The sequence below is a fragment of the Cupriavidus sp. genome, assembly GCF_057315035.1.
On sequence record NZ_DBHKYV010000001.1, the window covers coordinates 378,208 to 396,702 of the forward strand.

Below are 18,495 nucleotides of genomic sequence, written 5' to 3' on the forward strand. Positions count from 1 at the left end.
GCCCTCTCCCCCGGCCCCTCTCCCGCCATGCGGGAGAGGGGAGAAAAATACATCCTTACTTCGAGTACACGTACACGCCGCGGCCGGTCTTGCGGCCCAGGTACCCTGCGGCAACCATCTCGCGCATCAGCATCGCCGGGCGATATTTCGGATCCGCGAACTCGGTGTACAGCACTTCCATCACGGCCAGCATGGTGTCCAGGCCGATCATGTCGGCCAGTGCCAGCGGGCCGATCGGATGGTTGCAGCCGAGCTTCATGCCTTCGTCGATTTCTTCTGGCGATGCCAGGCCTTCGCCAAGCACGCAGAATGCCTCGTTGATCATCGGGCAGAGAATGCGATTGACCACGAAGCCCGGGCTGTTCTTGACCGTGATCGGATACTTGCCCAGTTGCTTCGCCAGCTCTTCCACATCGGCATGCGCGGCATCGCTGGTCTGCAGGCCGCGAATCAGTTCCACCAGCGCCATCATCGGCACCGGGTTGAAGAAATGCATGCCGATGAAACGATCGGCGCGCGAGGTCACCGCGGCGAGCTTCGTGATCGAGATCGACGAGGTGTTCGAAGCCACGATCACGTCGGGGCCGACGATGGCATCGATCTGTTTCAGGATCTTGACCTTGAGATCGTAGTTCTCGGTGGCAGCCTCGATCACGATGTCGGTGCGCTTCAGATCCTCATACGACGTGCTGCCATGGATACGCGACAGCGCGGCGGCCTTGTCGGCTTCGGTGGCCTTTTCCTTCTTGATCAGCCGGTCCAGGCTCGACGCCACGGTGGCAACGCCTTTCTGTACCGCCGCCTCGCTGATATCCACCATCACCACATCTAGGCCCGCCACCGCGCATGCCTGCGCAATGCCGTTGCCCATCGTGCCGGCACCTACGATGCCCACTGTCTTGATTGCCATGTCTCGCTTCCTTGCTTTGTCAGAGATTCGTTTCGATTCGGGGGCTCACGCCTGCAGCTTCGCCAGCGCAGCCACCACCCGTTCGGCGTGCTGCTTGAGCACTGCCATGTCCTGTTGCTGGCGCGCGTGACCGCGCAGGGCCTGGTCGGTGTAGCGCGGCACGATATGGAAGTGCACGTGCGGCACGGTCTGCCCGGCTGCCGCGCCATTGAACTGGCTGATCACCACGCCGTCCGGCTGGAATGCTTCGCGTACGCCGCGCGCGACGATCTGCGTGACGCGGATGGCCGCGGCCGCACCGGCCTCGGAAAGGCCGAACAGATCCACCGCAGCCTCCTTCGGCACCACCAGCGCATGACCGTCGGATTGGGGCATGATGTCCAGGAACGCGATAGCATCCGCGTCCTCGTAGATCTTGAAGCACGGGAGTTCGCCACGCAGGATGCGGGCAAAGATATTGTTGCTGTCGTACTCGGCTTGCATGAATGTCTCGGAGATGGGTCCGGCTTGCGGCGGAACGAAGAGTGTAGCCCCAGCGCCCCGCCGCGTGAACTGTCTCCGGCTACATGTTGCGACGGTATTGCCCGCCAACTTCGAACAACGCGTGCGTGATCTGCCCCAGCGAGCACACGCGCACCGCATCCATCAGCACCGCGAACACGTTACCGTTATCGATCACGGCCTGGCGCAGGCGGTCGAGCATAGCTGTCGCATCCGGCGCATGGCTGCCCTGGAATTCCGCCAGGCGGCTCAACTGGCTCTGCTTCTCGTCCTCGCTCGAACGCGCCAGTTCCAGCGTTTGTGGCGTGGGGTCGCCATTCGGATTGCGGAAGGTATTGACGCCAATGATCGGCAGCGTGCCGTCGTGCTTGAGCTGCTCGTAGTACAGCGACTCTTCCTGGATCTTGCCGCGCTGGTAGCCCGTTTCCATCGCTCCGAGCACGCCGCCGCGTTCGGCAATGCGTTCGAACTCCTGCAACACGGCTTCTTCCACGAGGTCGGTCAGTTCCTCGATCAGGAAGCTGCCCTGGTTCGGGTTCTCGCACTTTGCCACGCCCCACTCGCGATTGATGATCAGCTGGATGGCCAGCGCGCGGCGCACCGATTCGCCCGTGGGCGTGGTGATCGCTTCGTCGTAGGCATTGGTGTGCAGCGAATTGCAATTGTCGTAGATCGCGATCAGCGCCTGGAGCGTGGTGCGGATATCGTTGAAGTCGATTTCCTGTGCATGCAGCGAGCGGCCCGAAGTCTGGATGTGGTACTTGAGTTTCTGGCTGCGATCGTTTGCACCATACTTGTCGCGCATGGTCACCGCCCAGATGCGGCGTGCGACGCGGCCCAGCACGCTGTACTCGGGGTCCATGCCGTTCGAGAAGAAGAACGACAGGTTGGGCGCGAAGTCGTCGATGTGCATGCCGCGCGCAAGGTACGCCTCCACGTAGGTGAAGCCGTTGGCCAACGTAAAAGCCAGTTGCGAGATCGGGTTCGCGCCGGCCTCGGCGATGTGATAGCCAGAGATCGACACCGAATAGAAATTGCGCACCTGGTGATGGACGAAATACTCCTGGATATCGCCCATCACCTTCAGCGAAAACTCGGTCGAGAAGATGCAGGTGTTCTGGCCCTGATCCTCCTTGAGGATATCGGCCTGCACCGTGCCGCGCACGTTCTGCAGCACCCAGGCGCGAATCTTGGACTCCTCGTCGGCGGTGGGTTCGCGAGCGTTGTCGGCGCGGAACCGGTCCAGGTTCTGGTCGACCGCGGTGTTCATGAACATCGCCAGGATGGTCGGCGCCGGGCCGTTGATCGTCATCGACACCGACGTGCTGGGGCTGGTCAGGTCGAAGCCGTCATAGAGCACCTTCATGTCTTCGAGCGTGGCAATCGATACGCCGGAGTTGCCCACCTTGCCGTAGATGTCCGGACGCTCATGCGGATCTTCGCCATACAGCGTGACCGAGTCGAACGCGGTTGAGAGCCGCTTGGCATCCATGCCTTCCGACACCAGCTTGAAGCGGCGGTTGGTGCGGAATGCATCGCCTTCGCCCGCAAACATGCGCGTGGGATCCTCGCCCTCGCGCTTGAAGGCAAACACGCCGGCGGTGTACGGAAAGCTGCCCGGCACGTTCTCGCGCATCAGCCAACGCAGGATTTCGCCTTCATCCTCGAAGCGTGGCAGCACGACCTTGCGCACTTTGGTGCCCGACAGCGTGGTCGTGATCAGCCCGGTGCGGATCTCCTTGTCGCGAATCTTCACGACGTACTCGTCACCACCGTAGGCGGCCTGCATTTGCGGCCACATCGCCAGCAGCTTGCGTTCGACGCTGCCCAGCGACGCGTCACGCTCGGTGGCCAGGGTTTCCAGCGCCTGCCCGTCTGCATCCTTGCCGGCGGACTTCAGCATGGCGCGTGCCGCGCGCAACTGCTGGCGCTCGCGTGCCAGCTTGCTTTGCCCGGCCACACGGCGATGGTAAGCCCGCACGGTATCGGCCAGTTCGGCCAGATAGCGGCTGCGCGCGGGTGGCACGATCACGTTCTGGCCCGTGGAAATGCGTCCCGTCAGTTGCGGCAGCACGCCAGGCCTGAGCACCAGCCCGCGCGCCGACAAAGCCTGGACCAGCCCCTGGTAGAGCATGGTCACGCCATCGTCGTTGAAGCGTGATGCTTGCGTGCCATAGACCGGCATCTCGTCGGGGTTGCTGTGCCATTGCTCGCGGTTGCGCTGCACCTGCTTGGCCACGTCGCGCCACGCGTCCTGCGCGCCCTTGCGGTCAAATTTGTTGATGGCCACGAAGTCGGCAAAATCGAGCATGTCGATCTTCTCGAGCTGGCTGGCCGCGCCGAACTCGGGGGTCATCACATATAGCGACAGATCGACGTGCGGCACGATGGCCGCGTCGCCTTGCCCGATGCCCGAGGTTTCCACGATCACCAGGTCGAAGCGCGCGGCCTTGCAGGCGGCGATCACGTCAGGCAGGGCCTGCGAGATTTCAGAGCCCGCTTCGCGCGTTGCCAGTGAACGCATGAAGATGTTCGGATGATTGATCGCATTCATGCGAATGCGGTCGCCCAGCAAGGCGCCGCCCGATTTGCGGCGCGACGGATCGATCGAGATCACGGCGATCGACAGCGCATCCTGCTGGTCCAGGCGGAAGCGGCGAATCAGTTCGTCGGTCAATGACGACTTGCCGGCACCGCCAGTACCGGTGATGCCAAGTACCGGCGTGGTCGCGGTCCGGGCCTGGTCGTGGAGCGCGCTGACCAGCGACGGCGCAGCGCTGCCGTTCTCCAGCGCGGTAATCAGTTGCGCCAGCGCGCGGCGGTCGCCGCTTGACACGCCGTCGAGCGCGGTCGGTGCGTAGCCGGTCAGGTCGATATCGCAACGCTGCACCATGTCCGCGATCATGCCGGCCAGGCCCATGCGCTGGCCATCCTCCGGGCTATAGATCCGGGCCACGCCATAAGCCTGCAGTTCGCGGATTTCATCGGGCACGATCACGCCGCCGCCGCCGCCGAACACCTGGATGTGTTCGCCGCCGTGCTCGCGCAGCAGATCGATCATGTATTTGAAGTATTCGACATGGCCGCCCTGGTAGCTCGAGATGGCAATGCCCTGCACGTCCTCCTGGAGCGCGGCGGTCACCACTTCATGTACCGAGCGGTTGTGGCCGAGGTGGATCACCTCGCAGCCATGCGACTGAAGAATGCGCCGCATGATGTTGATCGACGCGTCATGGCCGTCGAACAGCGACGCCGCAGTGACAAAGCGCACCTTGTTGGCCGGGCCGCTGCCGGCGCTCGCCTGGGATTTGGCGGCCGCCGTCCTGCTCACATCCGAAAGATCAGTCATTGTCTCCACCGCTCTGTTATGTGGCTGGCTGCCACCCGTTGGCGGTTCTGACGACCGCACTGACAGGGGCCGGACGATTATATGACGTTTACGTTAACGTAAGTCCAGGGACGCGGGAAAGCACCGATCGTCACCAGATGCATCGTCGCACGGCAAAGCGGATGGAAAAAGAGCCCGGTGGCCGCACACTCCCGCAGGAATGTCATGGAAGCGGCCTCCGGATCACGAGGCAGGGAGAGAGAATCGGTCAGGCGCTGGCCTGGGGGCAATCGCCAAACGCATCGGTCTTGCGCCCGTTCCAGCGGCGCATCAGTTGACGTGCCAGGTACACGCCACGGCGCAACGACCACGGCGCCGGCGTTTCGGTCAGCAGGAAGCGCGCCGTTGGCGCTTCTCCGGACAACCAGACACGCTCGCCTTCGACCAGCGCGTACACGTCGCCAGGGCGCAGCCAGATGTCGGCAACCTGCCCTTCCACGGTCAGCCACAGGCGGCCTTCCAGCGCGGTCACGCTTTGGCCGTGGCGCGCGCGCCAGCTAACAGGCCGGCCCGGTTCATCAAGTTCGAAAGTCCTGAGTTCACGCATGGGCGTCTCCTTGTCTTGCCCGGCGCAGCCGCTCTGGATCAATGCCATGAGCGATAAAAGGGGGGCGCTGCGCCACGCTTCCATTATTCATGGCGCGATCTACAATCCCATGCACAGTTCCGAACAGTTTTGGTTGAACTGTTCAGTAGTTTTTACTGACAGTTGCCGCATCCGACACCCATGAAGCTCATCCTCGACTCTTCCACCGGCGTGCCACTGACCGAGCAGATCGTGCTTGGCGTGAAATCGTGGATCAGTTCGCGCGAAGCCACGCCCGGCGCGCGCCTGCCATCGATCCGCGCACTGGCCGCCGAGCACAAGATCAGCCGCTTTCCGGTCATCGAGGCTTATGACCGGCTGGTCTCCCAAGGACTGGTCGCCTCGCGCCAGGGCTCGGGCTTCTATGTGGCGGACAGCGCGCTGGCCGGTCGCAGCGGCCGCGGATGGTCGGACCCAAGCCTCGCCGAAGACCTGTCGCTGCATATCATCGACCAGTTCCACCATCCCAGCGGCATGCTGAAGCTGGCGGGTGGCTTCGTGCCCGAGGAATGGCGCGACGTGGAAGGCCTGACGCAGGCGATCCGCCATATCACGCGGCACGATATCGACAGCGTGATTCACTACGCTACGCCGCTCGGGCATCCCGCGCTGCGCAAGCAGGTGCTGACGCGCGTGCGGCAGGTGGGCATCCAGGCCGAACTGTCGCAGATCCTGATCACCTCGGGTGCCAGCCAGGCACTCGACCTTATCGTGCGGCACCTGCTCAAGCCCGGCGATACGGTCTTTGTGGAAGACCCCGGCTACTACAACCTGTTTGGCCTGCTGCGCATGCACGGCGTGCAGCTGGTGGGCGTACCGCACACGCCAAACGGCCCTGATCCCGAGGCCTGCGAACGGCTTTTGCGCGAACACAAGCCCAAGCTGTTCTTCACCAACAGCGTGCTGCAAAACCCCACGGGATCGACCCTGGCACCACCGGTGGCATTCCGGTTGCTGGAGCTTGCACGCCGGCACAACTTCCGCTTTGTCGAGGACGACATCTTCTCGGATTTCCAGCTCAGTTTCACCGACCGGCTGGCCACGCTCGACCAGCTCGAACACGTGATCTATATCGGCGGATTCTCCAAGACGGTATCGGCGGCGCTGCGCGTCGGTTATCTCGTCGCGGACAAAACACTGATCAAGGACCTGATCGATGTGAAGGTGCTGACAAGCGTGGCGGGCTCACACTTTGCCGAGGCCGTTACGGCAACGATGCTCGAACGCGGCAACTACCGCAAGTATGTGGAACGGCTGCGCGTGCGCACGCGCGAAGTCACTGCCGACGCCGTCAAGATTCTCGGCCAGTATCAGTGGGAGGTGTTCTGCGAGCCGGCCGGTGGCAACTTCCTCTGGGCGCGCCCACGCGGTATCGAGGATTCTCGCGAGCTCGTCACGCTGGCGGAGCAATATGGCATTGCACTGGCGCCGGGGCATTTCTTCCGGCCCGGCGGCGAGACCTCGGCCTGGGTGCGCATCAACTCCGCCTACGCGGGCGAGGAACGCTCACGGGCGTTCCTCGAAGATGCGGGCAGCAGATAGTCAGCCCTGCGCGTCGCCGCCGTGGTTGTGCAGCACGGCGTTGCGACGCGAGTAGGCGAAATAGATCACGAGGCCCAGGGCCAGCCAGCACAGGAATGCGATCCACGTCAGCGCCTGCAGATGGGCCATCAGGAACACGCAGAACGCAACCGACAGCAACGGCACCACTGGTACCCCCGGGCAACGGAACGTGCGATGCAGATGCGGATGCGTGCGCCGCAGCACCAGCGTGGCCACCGAGATCAGCGTGAACGCCGACAGCGTGCCGATATTGATCAGCTCGGCCAGCACATTCAATGGCACGAAACCGGCGATCGCCGCGAAGATGATGCCAACGGTCCATGTGGCCGTGAACGGCGTGGCATGCACCGGATGCACGGTCGACAGCGCCTCGGGCAGCAGGCCATCGCGTGACATCGCGAAAATGATGCGTGTCTGGCCATAGGTCATCACCAGGATCACGGTGGTCATGCCCAGGATGGCGCCGAGGTCCACAAACCCGGCCACCCAGTTCTGCCCCGCGTACTGCAGCGCCAGCGACACCGGATGATCGACACCTTCGAACTTCATGAATGGCACGATGCCGGTCATGATGGCTGCCACGGCAACATACAGGATGGTGCAGACCGCCAGCGACCCGATGATGCCGATCGGCAGGTCGCGGCCCGGGTTGCGCACCTCCTCGGCGGCCGAGGTCACCGCATCGAAGCCGATAAAGGCAAAGAACACCAGCGCGGCGGCATTGAAGATGCCGGAAAAGCCGAACGGTGCGAACGGTTCCCAGTTGGCCGGCTTTACGTGCCAGACGCCCACCACGATGAACATCAGCACCACGCTGATCTTGATGGCCACCATCACGTTATTGAGCCGCGCCGACTCGCGCACGCCATATGACACCACCCACGTGATGGCCAGCATGATCAGGATCGCGGGCAGGTTCAGGAATGTTTCCACCCCGGGCACCGACCCGGGTGCCGCGGCAAGCGCCGGCGGCAGATGAATGCCGAAGCCCGCGATCAACGACTGGAAATAGCCCGACCATCCGACCGACACCGCCGACGTGGCCAATCCATATTCGAGCAGCAGGTCCCACCCGATCATCCACGCGATGATCTCGCCCAGCGTGGCATAGCTGTAGGTATAGATCGATCCGGAAACAGGAATTGCCGAGGCAAACTCTGCGTAGCACAACGCTGCAAAACCGCACGCCATCGCGGCGATGACGAACGACACGGTCAGTGCCGGGCCAGCGGTGAGCGCGCCCGTGCCGGTCAGCACGAAGATGCCCGTGCCAATAATGGCACCGATCCCCATCAACACCAGGTCGACCGGTCCCAGCACCTTGCGCAATCCGTCATGCTCGCTGACATCGAGCATCGATTCTATGTTCTTGGTGCGGAAGAGACTCATGGCGCGGCTCCGGGTGCAGTCATCGATATGACTATAGGTGGAACAGGTCGCATCGGCGACTTGTCCTGCACGTCTCGTGAACCGCAGCGCCGCCGGCGAAAGGGCGCGCTGATGCGCGCCTTGGCGACTCTTTGCCCCCTCTCCCGCGCGCGGGAGAGGGGTTGGGGGAGAGGGCATGAGGTTCAAGTTGCGACCTGTCTCGGCTTGAGCCGCCGGCCCTCTCCCCCGCCCCTCTCCCGCAGGCGGGAGAGGGGAGAAGACACAACACACAGCAAACAGTTACTTCGCCACCGGCATCGTGAATTCCGCGCCCTTGGCGATGCTGTCCGGCCAGCGTTGCATCACGCTCTTGTAGCGCGTGTAGAAGCGCACGCCTTCCTCGCCATAGGCATGGTGGTCACCGAACAGCGAGCGCTTCCAGCCGCCGAACGAATGCCATGCCATTGGCACCGGAATCGGCACGTTGATGCCGACCATGCCGACCTGGATCTGACGTGCGAACGCACGCGCGATGCCGCCGTCGCTGGTGTAGCACGACACACCATTGCCGAACTCGTGCCGGTTGATCAGGTCCACGGCCTCGGCAAAGTCATGCACGCGCACCACCGACAGCACCGGGCCGAAGATCTCTTCCTTGTAGATCGTCATGTCCGGCTTGACGTTGTCAAACAGCGTACCGCCGACGAAGAATCCGTTGTCGTGGCCATCCACCTTGTGGCCGCGACCATCGGTGACCAGCTTTGCGCCTTCGGCCACGCCCTTGGCGATATAGCCTTCGACCTTGGCCTTGTGCGCGGCCGTGACCAGCGGGCCCATTTCGGCATCGTCTTCCATGCCGTTGCGGATCTTCAACGAAGCGGCACGCTCGGCCAGGCGCGGCACGAGCTTGTCGGCCACGTCGCCAACCGCCACGGCCACCGAGATCGCCATGCAGCGCTCGCCGGCCGACCCATAGGCCGCACCGACCAGCGCGTCGACAGCCTGGTCGAGGTCGGCATCGGGCATCACCACCAGATGGTTCTTCGCGCCGCCCAGCGCCTGCACGCGCTTGCCGTGCTTCGTGCCTTCGGTGTAGATGTACTCGGCGATCGGCGTGGAGCCAACGAATGACAGCGCCTGCACATCGGGATGCGCCAGCAGCGCATCGACGGCAACCTTGTCGCCCTGCACCACGTTGAACACGCCATCGGGCAGGCCGGCCTGCTTGAGTAGGTCGGCGATCAGCAGGCTTGGCGACGGATCACGCTCCGACGGCTTCAGCACGAACGTATTGCCGCATGCCAGCGCTACCGGGAACATCCACATCGGCACCATCACCGGGAAGTTGAACGGCGTGATGCCGGCCACCACGCCCAGCGGCTGGCGCAGGTTCCAGTTGTCGATGCCACCGCCGATGTTGTCGGTGAAGTCGGTCTTGAGCAGGTTCGGAATGCCGCAGGCAAATTCCACTACCTCGATGCCACGCGTGACTTCTCCCTTGGCATCGGAAAACACCTTGCCGTGCTCGCGCGTGATCAGCGCGGCCAGGTCATCATGGTGGCGGTCCAGCAGTTCCTTGAACTTGAACAGGATCCGCGCGCGGCGCAGCGGCGGCATTTCGGCCCATGCGGGCCAAGCTGCCTTGGCAGCGGCCACGGCGGCGGCCACGTCGTCGGTGGTGCCCATGGCCACGCGGGCCGCCACGTCACCGGTGGCGGGGTTGAACACATCGGCAAAGCGGTCGGTACCCGCGCGGTGCACAGTGCCGCCGATGTAGTGATGGATTTCGGCGATCTGCCGGTTCTCTGCGATATTCACTGCGGTCTTCCTCTCAATATTCCTGGGCAGGTCTTACTTGATGCTCTGCAGTGCCTGCTTCACGGTATCGAACAACTGGTCGATCTCGGCCTCTGAAATGATCAGCGGCGGCGAGAACGCCAGGATATCGCCGGTGTAGCGTACCAGCACGCCAAGCTCCAGGCATTTCAGGAACGCTTCGTAAGCACGCGCACCCGGTGCACCGGGGCGCGATTCCAGTTCCACGCCGGCCACCATGCCGAGGTTGCGGACATCCTTCACGTACGGTGCGCCGCGCAAGCCGTGCACCGCCGCTTCGAATTTCGGCGACAGCTCGGCAGCACGGCCGAACAGGTTGTCGCGCTTGTAGAGGTCCAGCGTGGCGATACATGCGGCCATCGCCAGCGGATGGCCCGAGTAGGTGTAGCCATGCGGCAGCTCGATGCCGCCTTGCGGGGTCGCGTTGATCACGGCATCGTGTACTTCGCGGCGCACCGCCACCGCACCCATCGGCACGGCCGCGTTGTTGATGGCCTTGGCCATCGTGATCAGGTCCGGCGTTACCTTGAGTCGTTCCGCGGCAGTGGCGGCGCCAAGGCGGCCGAAGGCGGTGATCACCTCGTCGAAAATCAGCAGGATGCCGTGCTTGCTGGTGATCTCGCGCAGTTTTTCCAGATAGCCAACCGGGGGCACCAGTACGCCGGCCGAACCGGCCAGCGGCTCGACAATCACGGCAGCGATGTTCGACGCATCGTGCAGCGCGACGAGACGCTCGAGTTCGTCGGCCAGATGGCCGCCCCACTGCGGCTGTCCCTTCGAATACGCGGCTTCGGCAATATTCAGCGTGGCCGGCAGATGATCGGTGCCGGGCATCACGTTGGCCGACCACATCTTGCGGTTCGGGCCAATGCCGCCCACGCCCATGCCACCGAAGCCCACGCCATGGTAGCCGCGCTCACGGCCGATGATGCGCGTGCGCTGGCCTTCGCCACGCGCACGGTGATAGGCCAGCGCAATCTTCAATGCGGTGTCGACCGACTCGGAACCCGAGTTCGTGAAGAAGATGCGGTCGAGCCCCTGCGGCATCAGCGAGGCCACCTTGGTGGCGGCTTCGAATTCCAGCGGGTGCCCCATCTGGAACGGCGGCGCATAGTCGAGCGTGGCCGCCTGTTGCGCGATTGCCTCGACGATCTCCTTGCGCGCATGGCCTGCCGCCACGCACCACAGACCCGCGCATCCGTCCAGGATCTGGCGTCCGTCGTGGGTCGTGTAGTACATGCCGCTGGCCGATACCAGCAGGCGCGGTGCGCTCTTGTACTGGCGGTTGGCGGTGAAAGGCATCCACAGGGATTCGAGATCGGGAATCACGGTCTTGGCGGCGTCCATACATTCTCCTGATGGCGGTATCGTTATGCGGGTGTGGCGCGACGGTGTGTCACGTGGTGCGGCAACTCTAACGGCGGGGTCTGGAGTAAAGAATAGACGGTCGCGAGAACTCCACCTTGCCGTACAGGCAAGTCCGTAACAACCGTACAGGCAGGCGTGCCGCGCCGCACCGTTGCCATGCCTCGACAACAAGCCGGAAAAGGCCGGAAACTGGCGGTTTGCGTTGCAGTGCATCAACTGCGACGCCATCTGAGAGGTGCCAGTACACTGTACAGGTTCCAGATTTTCCGGGCGTCGCATGCTCAACCTGAACCTTATCCGCACCCGTCGTGGCGGCGAAACGCTGACCGAACAGATCGTGGCCGGCATCGTCGCGCTGGTAGACCGGCGCGCGTTGCGTGCCGGCGCTTCGCTGCCGTCGGTGCGACGCTTTGCGCAGCAGCATGACGTCAGCACGTTCACGGTGGCCGAGGCCTATGGCCGACTGACCGCGCTGGGCTATCTCGCCGCGCGTCCCGGCTCGGGCTATACGGTTGCACACCGCCACGCCCCGGCTGGCCATCCGCGTGCCCCGCACTGGGAAGCACCGGGCCTCAATGCGGCATGGCTGCTGTCGGATGTATTTGCCGACCATTCCGTGCCGATCAAGGCGGGGGCGGGATGGCTACCCGGCGACTGGCTTAACGAGGAAGGACTGCACCAGGCAATGCGCACCGCCGCTCGCGTGCCGGCGGCACAGGTATCCGGCTACGGGCATCCCTATGGATTCGGCGCGCTGCGCGAACATATCGCGGTGCATCTGAGCCAGTACGGCATGCCGGTGCAGGCCCAGCAAGTGGTACTGACCCAGGGAGCCACGCAGGCGCTGGACCTGGTGGTGCGCACGCTGCTGCGGCCCGGCGACACCGTGCTGGTGGAATCGCCGTGCTACTGCAATCTGCTGCAGATCCTGCGTTTGGCCGGGCTGCGCGCGATCGGCGTGCCTCGCACCCATGCGGGCCTCGATACCGATGCGCTCGACGACGCGATCCGCCAGCATGCGCCGCGCGCACTGTTCGTCAACACCGTGCTGCAGAATCCGACCGGTGCCAGCCTCACCAGCATGAATGCGTTCCGCGTGCTGCAACTGGCCGAACAGCACCGCCTGCTGGTAGTGGAAGACGATATCTACCGCGAACTGGCGCCGGCCGGATCGCCGATGCTGGCTGCCATGGACGGGTTGTCGCAGGTGGTCTACGTGAACGGATTCTCGAAGACGATCACCCCTTCGCTACGCGTCGGCTACCTGGCGGCCAGTCCGGACCTGGCCAAGGCGTTCGCACGCACCAAGATGGCCGTGGGCCTGACCTCGTCGGAGGTGACCGAACGGCTCGTATATTCGGTGCTGACGAGCGGGCACTACGGACGGCATGTCGCCGCGCTGGCCGAGCGGCTACGCGCGCAACAGGATCGTGTCACGGAAAAAATGGAAGCGCATGGGCTGGAGATCATGCTGCGCCCCGAAGGCGGGATGTTTGCCTGGGCGCGGCTGGCGCAGCACGACCATGGCGCGACGCTGACTGGCAACCAGTTGGCCACGCTGGCGCTGGAGCACGGCATCTGGCTGGCGCCGGGATCGTATTTCGAACCCGATGAAGCGGACTCGCCGTGGATCCGTTTCAATGTGGCGACCAGCGATGCGCCTCAGTTGTGGGCGTTCTTCGATGCGGTACGCAGCGGCACGGCGAATCTCGCCAGCGCCGCCGCGTAGCATCAGCGCATCTGTCGCTCAGAAGCGATAGCGCACGTAGCCGGTGTAGAAATTGCTGCCCGGGTTCGGCTCCTTGATCCCGGCATTGGAGATGTGCTGGAAGCGGAAGCCCACTTCCGTATTGGCGTTCTTGCCGAAGCCCACGCCGAGACCCACCATGTCGGAAAACTGGAATGCGGTGCCCGAGCGATGCTGGTCCGACGTGCCGGTATGGCTCAGCACACGCAGGCCTACCGATGCTTCGGCGAATGGCACGAAATAGCCACCGCGCTTTTCCACGCGCAGGATTGGCGAAACGCCAAACTCGAACAGGTTCTGCTGGTTGGTACCGCCACGCGCATCCCAACCGGCCACATTGAATTCGGCCTGCAGCCGGAACAGCCAGCCCTGCGGGTTGCCGTACTGGATCGGGGTGTTGAAGTTCAGCCCGAGTTCGTACTTGTTGACGTCATGACTGGTATCGCGGCCGTACGCCACGTGTACGGCAGGATGGCTCCAGCCAACCAGCTCTTCAGCGCTGGCGGCCGAACTGGCAGCCGCGAACAGTGCGGCCACCGCAACACTGCGGACGAAAAACGGGACTCGGGAGACTTGGGCGGGGTGCATGCGGCGTTCTTGTTGTTCTGTCTTCATGTTCGAGGGCATCGAAGAGAGAGTGGCTCGGCAATAAAACATGGATCGACTGCCAGACCTGCCGCAGCACGCTTCGTGCCAGGACGGGTCAGGCCCAGAGCCGCTCCACCAGCCAGCTCGCGGCAACACAAATTCCGAGCCAGACGGCGAGGCAGCCTGCAATAAAACGGTACGTCATTGTGAGAATTAACAGCAGAGGGGGGTTTCTGATCGAATTTTTGCGATGCATTATACATGCATCCATGAATGTATGTATCGAGCTCCAGGCTTGCAAGCGTCGATCCGTACATCTGACCTATCAGAAAATCTCCAATTCGGCATGATGCCAGCATGCGAAGAACCCTGCACGCCGTAGCTTAAACAGGGCTTTCAAGAAAATTGAAGATGCAGGGAGTTGGTGTGTGCTTACAACGGGACGGGATCGCGTGCACGGGGCAGGCCCCGGACGGGCCCTGCCCCATCTGCGGCCGCTCTGCCGCGCTCCGGAAGAGCGTAGAAAGCCTTAAGGCAATCAATGACTTGTGCCTACTGCGCGCGCAGGAAAGGCAGCACTTCTTCCAGTAATTGTTCCGGGATTTCCTCGGCGATGTAGTGGCCGCACGACAGTGCATGTCCGCTGACGCGGCGCGCCACCTTACGCCATTCTTCAAGCGGTTGGAAACACTTTTCGACGGCGCCGTCGGCGCCCCACAACGCCAGCATCTCGCATTCGACCATTCGGCCGGCTGCGATATCGGCTCGGTCGTGGTCCAGGTCGATGCCGGCACTGGCCCGATAGTCCTCGCACAGGCCGTGCGCGGCGCCCGGCAGCTTCAGGCAACGCAGGTATTCGGCGAGTGCTTCTGCGGTAAAGGGTGCGAGTCCCGCACTGCGGCTGCCCATGGTTTGCCGCAGATACAGTTCGGGATCGGTCTCGATCAGCGTTTCGGGAAATGGCGCCGGACGGATCAGGAAGAACCAGTGGTAATAGGCACGCGCAAACGCCTCATTGGTCTGGTTATACATTGCCAGGGTCGGGGCAATGTCCAGGGTTACGAGCCTTTCCACTGACTGCGGATGATCGACCGCCAGCCGATGCGCCACGCGCGCGCCCCGGTCGTGCGCCAGTACACGGAAGCGCTCAAACCCCAGTGCGCGCATCACGGCCAGCTGGTCGGCGGCCATCACGCGCTTGCTGTAGTTGGCGTGGTCAGCCAGCCCGGCAGGCTTGCCGCTGTCACCGTAGCCGCGCAGATCGGTGGCCACCACCGTGAAATGCCGCGCCAGTTCGCCGACGACCTTATGCCAGATCACGTGCGTTTGTGGATGGCCATGCAGTAGCAGCAGCGGCGGGCCGTCTCCGCCCACCACGGCATGGATCGGCACACCCTCATGATCGATACGGTGTGTGGTGAATCCGTCGAACATCGCTCTGTCTCCTCAGCCTGCTCAGGCCAATCCGTTCATCGAGGCCAATCGTGCCATGGTCGTCGCGGCAACATCGCGCAGCCATGGGTTCGCGGCATGGTGCCGGCTGGCGAACGCCGCTACTGCATCTGCGTGGGTCAGCGACATGCCGATGATGTCCAGGCCACGGCGGAACATGTCGAGATGCCGGGCCGACATCGAGAACGGTGTATGGTAAGTGCCCGTGCCAACCGTCATGGCATCCAGGTCGATCCGGATCGACGCCGGTGCCACCGGATCGCTGACAGCCTGCATCAGGATATCCACTTCGGCCTGCGGCAACACTACCAGCAGCAGCCGGTTGTTCATCGCATTCGAATAGAAGATCTCGCCAAAGCTGGGCGCGATGATCGCGCGGATGCCGTATTGCTGCAGCCCCCACACCGCATGTTCCCGGCTGGACCCGCAGCCAAAGTTGGGGCCCGCCACCAGCACCTGCGTAGCGCGCCACGCGGGCTGGTTCAGCACGAAGTCCGCGCGTGGCTGGCCATGCTCGTCGAAGCGCATGTCGTAGAGCAGGCCACGGTCGAGCCCGGCCTTGTCGATGCCGCGCAGGAACTGCTTCGGCATGATCTGGTCGGTGTCCAGGTTCGGCAGCGGCAGTGGTGCCCCGATGCCCTCGATCAGCGTGAATTCAGACATGCGTGGTCCCCTTTCCAGTCAGCTCGCGCGAGTCGGTGATGCAGCCTGTCACGGCCGCCGCCGCGGCCATGGCCGGGCTCATCAGGTGTGTACGGCCCGCACGCCCCTGCCGCCCTTCGAAATTGCGGTTGGTAGTCGATGCACAACGCTCGCCTGGCGCGAGCACATCGTCATTCATCGCCAGGCACATCGAGCAACCCGGCTTGCGCCATTCAAAACCGGCCTCGACCAGCAGTGCGGCAATGCCTTCGGCTTCTGCCTGCTGCCGCACCGACCCCGAGCCCGGCACCACCATTGCCCGTACGCCGGGGGCCACCTTGCGACCCCGCACGATATCCGCAACCGCGCGCAGGTCCTCGATGCGGCCATTGGTACATGAGCCAATAAATACGCGCTGAATCGGCAAGCCCTGCAGCCGGCTGCCCGGCACCAGGCCGATATAGTCGAGGGCGCGCTCGGCAGAGGCCCGCGCAATCGTATCGATGGCATCGGCCGGGCTCGGCACGGCAGCCCCCACCGGAATCGCCTGGTCGGGGCTGGTGCCCCATGTCACGTAGGGCTCCACCGCCGATGCATCGAAAGCCATCTCGACCTCGAATCCCGCATCGGCATCGGACACCAGTTCTGCCCATGCTTGACGCGCCTGCTGCGCCAGTTGCGCATCGATATCGGCGGCACGCTCGAGCACATAGCTGATCGATGTGGCGTCGGGCGCTATCAACGCGCCGCGCGCACCGGCTTCGACGGCCATATTGCACAAGGTCATGCGTGCTTCCATCGACAACGCGCTGATCGCGCTGCCCGTGAACTCGACCACGAAGCCGCGCGCTCCCTGTGCACTGATGCGCGAGATGATATGGAGGATCAGGTCCTTCGCCGTGGTACCCGCGGGCAGCAGTCCATCGACACGGATGCGCATGTCCCGCGCAAGCCGGTAGACCAGCGTCTGCGTGGCCAGCACGTGTTCCACCTCGGAAGTGCCGATGCCAAAGCCAAGCGCGCCGAACGCACCGTAAGTCGTGGTGTGGCTGTCGCCGCACAGCACGACCATGCCCGGCCGGATCATGCCGTGCTCGGGCGCGATCACATGTTCGATGCCTTGCAACGGATCATTGGTATCGAATAGCGCAATGCCATGCAGGTCGCAGTTGCGCTTGAGATTGCGTGCCTGCAGCGCCGACGCGGGGTCCTGGATCACGCGTGGCGATTCGGCGTGCGTCGGGATGATGTGGTCGACCACGGCCAGCTGCTGCCCGGGCATGGGCACCGTACGGCCCTGCGCGGCCAGCCCCGCAAACGCCTGCGGGCTGGTGTACTCGTTCATGAGGTGAAGATCCGCGAAGAGCAACACGTGGTCCGCATCGAGCGCGACCACGGTGTGCGACTCCACGAGTTTCCGGTAAAGCGTGCGTCCGGCCATGATGCTTGCCTGCCTGTTGTGGGATGGGAATCTCGATGGACGCAGTCTAGCCGTGGAATCCATCGCTATAATTCCTCGAATCTCACTTCATTCGTGCATTGCATTCACGAATTTGAATTCTCCTGCAATGTCGACCTTGCCATGGATGCCTTTTCCGATCTCGCCTTCTTCATCCTGCTGGTCAAGCGCGGCAGCCTGGCCGGCGCGGCACAGCAGCTCGGCCTGACCCCGTCGGCTGCCAGCAAGCGGTTGGCCGCACTGGAAGCCCGGCTTGGCGTGAGGCTGTTGAATCGCACGACGCGGCGACTATCGGTCACCCCGGAAGGCGAAGCGTATCTGGCACAGGGTGGGCGCATCCTCACCGAGCTCGAGGAACTGGAGCAGGGTCTGGGCAGCAGTCGCGTTGCGCCGCGCGGGTTGTTGCGCGTCAATGCCACGCTGGGCTTCGGCCGCCGGCACCTGGCCCCGGCCGTGGGCGAATTCCTGCTGGCCTACCCCGATGTCGAAGTCCAGCTGCAGCTCACGGACCGCGCGCTGAATTTGGCCGAGGAAGGGTTCGATATCGGCATCCTGGTGGGTGACCTGCCCGATGCCCGGCTCAACGCCCGCAAGCTTGCACCGAACAACCGCGTGTTGTGTGCCGCCCCGGCCTATCTGGCACGCCATGGCGAGCCGGCGTCGCCACGTGCGCTGCAACAGCATCGGTGCATCGTGATCCGTGAAAGCGATACGGCGTATGGCACATGGCAACTGCATGCCGCAGGCCGCCAGGAGACGGTCAAGGTGCGCGGCCCTGCGGCGACCAATGATGGCGAAGTGGCGGTGAACTGGGCGCTCCAGGGACACGGGATCCTGTTGCGGTCGGAATGGGAGGTCGCGCCACTGCTGCGCTCCGGGCGGCTGCGGCAGGTGCTGCCCGACTGGTCGGCGGCGCCGGCCGACATCTACGCGGTCTATCTGACTCGCGACAAACTGTCGGCGCGCGTGCGCGCCTTCGTCGATTACATGGCCGAGCGCTTCGGCGGCCATGACACCGCGGCGGACTATCACGGCTGGTAGTCACGGCTGGAAATTGAGCCTGCGCAGGCAACGCCCTGTTCCTGTC

14 protein-coding genes are annotated in these 18,495 nt (G+C 63.7%); 3 read left to right on the plus strand and 11 right to left on the minus strand.

The features are described from left to right. Nucleotides 1-55 precede the first annotated feature (55 nt). From ACO550_RS01755 to ACO550_RS01770, 4 genes are all read right to left on the minus strand, one after another. On the minus strand, nucleotides 56-937 hold the full coding sequence (locus tag ACO550_RS01755; RefSeq protein ID WP_485994171.1) for a 3-hydroxybutyryl-CoA dehydrogenase: 882 nt from the start codon (nucleotides 935-937) through the stop codon (nucleotides 56-58). A gap of 18 nt (nucleotides 938-955) precedes the next feature. Beyond that, nucleotides 956-1,393, minus strand: a complete 438-nt coding sequence (locus tag ACO550_RS01760) for an HIT domain-containing protein (RefSeq protein WP_315596460.1) — start codon at nucleotides 1,391-1,393, stop codon at nucleotides 956-958. Between the two features lie 79 nt (nucleotides 1,394-1,472). Then, nucleotides 1,473-4,760, minus strand: a complete 3,288-nt coding sequence (icmF, locus tag ACO550_RS01765; protein ID WP_315596461.1) for a fused isobutyryl-CoA mutase/GTPase IcmF — start codon at nucleotides 4,758-4,760, stop codon at nucleotides 1,473-1,475. Between the two features lie 247 nt (nucleotides 4,761-5,007). Then, nucleotides 5,008-5,346, minus strand: coding sequence for a DUF2917 domain-containing protein (locus tag ACO550_RS01770; protein WP_315596462.1), 339 nt, complete (start codon nucleotides 5,344-5,346; stop codon nucleotides 5,008-5,010). Nucleotides 5,347-5,526: 180 nt separating this feature from the next. On the opposite strand from ACO550_RS01770, the gene ACO550_RS01775 reads away from it, so the two are divergent. Next, nucleotides 5,527-6,927, plus strand: a complete 1,401-nt coding sequence (locus tag ACO550_RS01775) for a PLP-dependent aminotransferase family protein (protein WP_315596463.1) — start codon at nucleotides 5,527-5,529, stop codon at nucleotides 6,925-6,927. On the opposite strand, the gene bcaP is transcribed toward ACO550_RS01775, so the two are convergent. The 3 genes from bcaP to aptA all read right to left on the minus strand — a co-directional run bounded on the left by bcaP (nucleotide 6,928) and on the right by aptA (nucleotide 11,499). Next, entirely contained in the window at nucleotides 6,928-8,337 is a 1,410-nt protein-coding gene (bcaP, locus tag ACO550_RS01780) for a branched-chain amino acid transporter BcaP (protein WP_315596464.1), read from the minus strand. It abuts the gene before it with no gap. A 279-nt stretch (nucleotides 8,338-8,616) separates the two neighbouring features. Further along, a complete protein-coding gene (locus ACO550_RS01785) occupies nucleotides 8,617-10,134 on the minus strand; it encodes a CoA-acylating methylmalonate-semialdehyde dehydrogenase (protein ID WP_315596465.1) in 1,518 nt (505 codons plus the stop codon). A 33-nt stretch (nucleotides 10,135-10,167) separates the two neighbouring features. Continuing rightward, on the minus strand, nucleotides 10,168-11,499 hold the full coding sequence (gene aptA / locus ACO550_RS01790) for an omega-aminotransferase AptA (RefSeq protein ID WP_315596466.1): 1,332 nt from the start codon (nucleotides 11,497-11,499) through the stop codon (nucleotides 10,168-10,170). 298 nt (nucleotides 11,500-11,797) lie between these two features. Here aptA and ACO550_RS01795 point away from each other — a divergent pair, with 298 nt between their 5' ends. Beyond that, nucleotides 11,798-13,249, plus strand: a complete 1,452-nt coding sequence (locus ACO550_RS01795; protein ID WP_315596467.1) for an aminotransferase class I/II-fold pyridoxal phosphate-dependent enzyme — start codon at nucleotides 11,798-11,800, stop codon at nucleotides 13,247-13,249. An 18-nt stretch (nucleotides 13,250-13,267) separates the two neighbouring features. Here ACO550_RS01795 and ACO550_RS01800 read toward each other — a convergent pair whose 3' ends face one another. The 4 genes from ACO550_RS01800 to leuC form a co-directional block, all read right to left on the minus strand. After that, nucleotides 13,268-13,855, minus strand: a complete 588-nt coding sequence (locus ACO550_RS01800) for an acyloxyacyl hydrolase (protein WP_315596468.1) — start codon at nucleotides 13,853-13,855, stop codon at nucleotides 13,268-13,270. Between the two features lie 552 nt (nucleotides 13,856-14,407). Beyond that, on the minus strand, nucleotides 14,408-15,289 hold the full coding sequence (locus tag ACO550_RS01805) for an alpha/beta fold hydrolase (protein WP_315596469.1): 882 nt from the start codon (nucleotides 15,287-15,289) through the stop codon (nucleotides 14,408-14,410). Nucleotides 15,290-15,310: 21 nt separating this feature from the next. Further along, the gene (gene leuD, locus ACO550_RS01810) at nucleotides 15,311-15,970 is read right to left on the minus strand and encodes a 3-isopropylmalate dehydratase small subunit (RefSeq protein ID WP_315596470.1); all 660 of its coding nucleotides are present in this window, start codon (nucleotides 15,968-15,970) and stop codon (nucleotides 15,311-15,313) included. Continuing rightward, nucleotides 15,963-17,390 (minus strand): 3-isopropylmalate dehydratase large subunit, encoded by a 1,428-nt coding sequence (gene leuC / locus ACO550_RS01815; protein WP_315596471.1) that lies wholly within the window; start codon nucleotides 17,388-17,390, stop codon nucleotides 15,963-15,965. Before leuC ends, leuD begins: the two co-directional genes overlap by 8 nt. 141 nt (nucleotides 17,391-17,531) lie before the next feature. Between leuC and ACO550_RS01820 the strand changes: the two genes are divergently transcribed. Continuing rightward, entirely contained in the window at nucleotides 17,532-18,449 is a 918-nt protein-coding gene (locus tag ACO550_RS01820; RefSeq protein ID WP_315596472.1) for a LysR family transcriptional regulator, read from the plus strand. Nucleotides 18,450-18,495 lie beyond the last annotated feature (46 nt).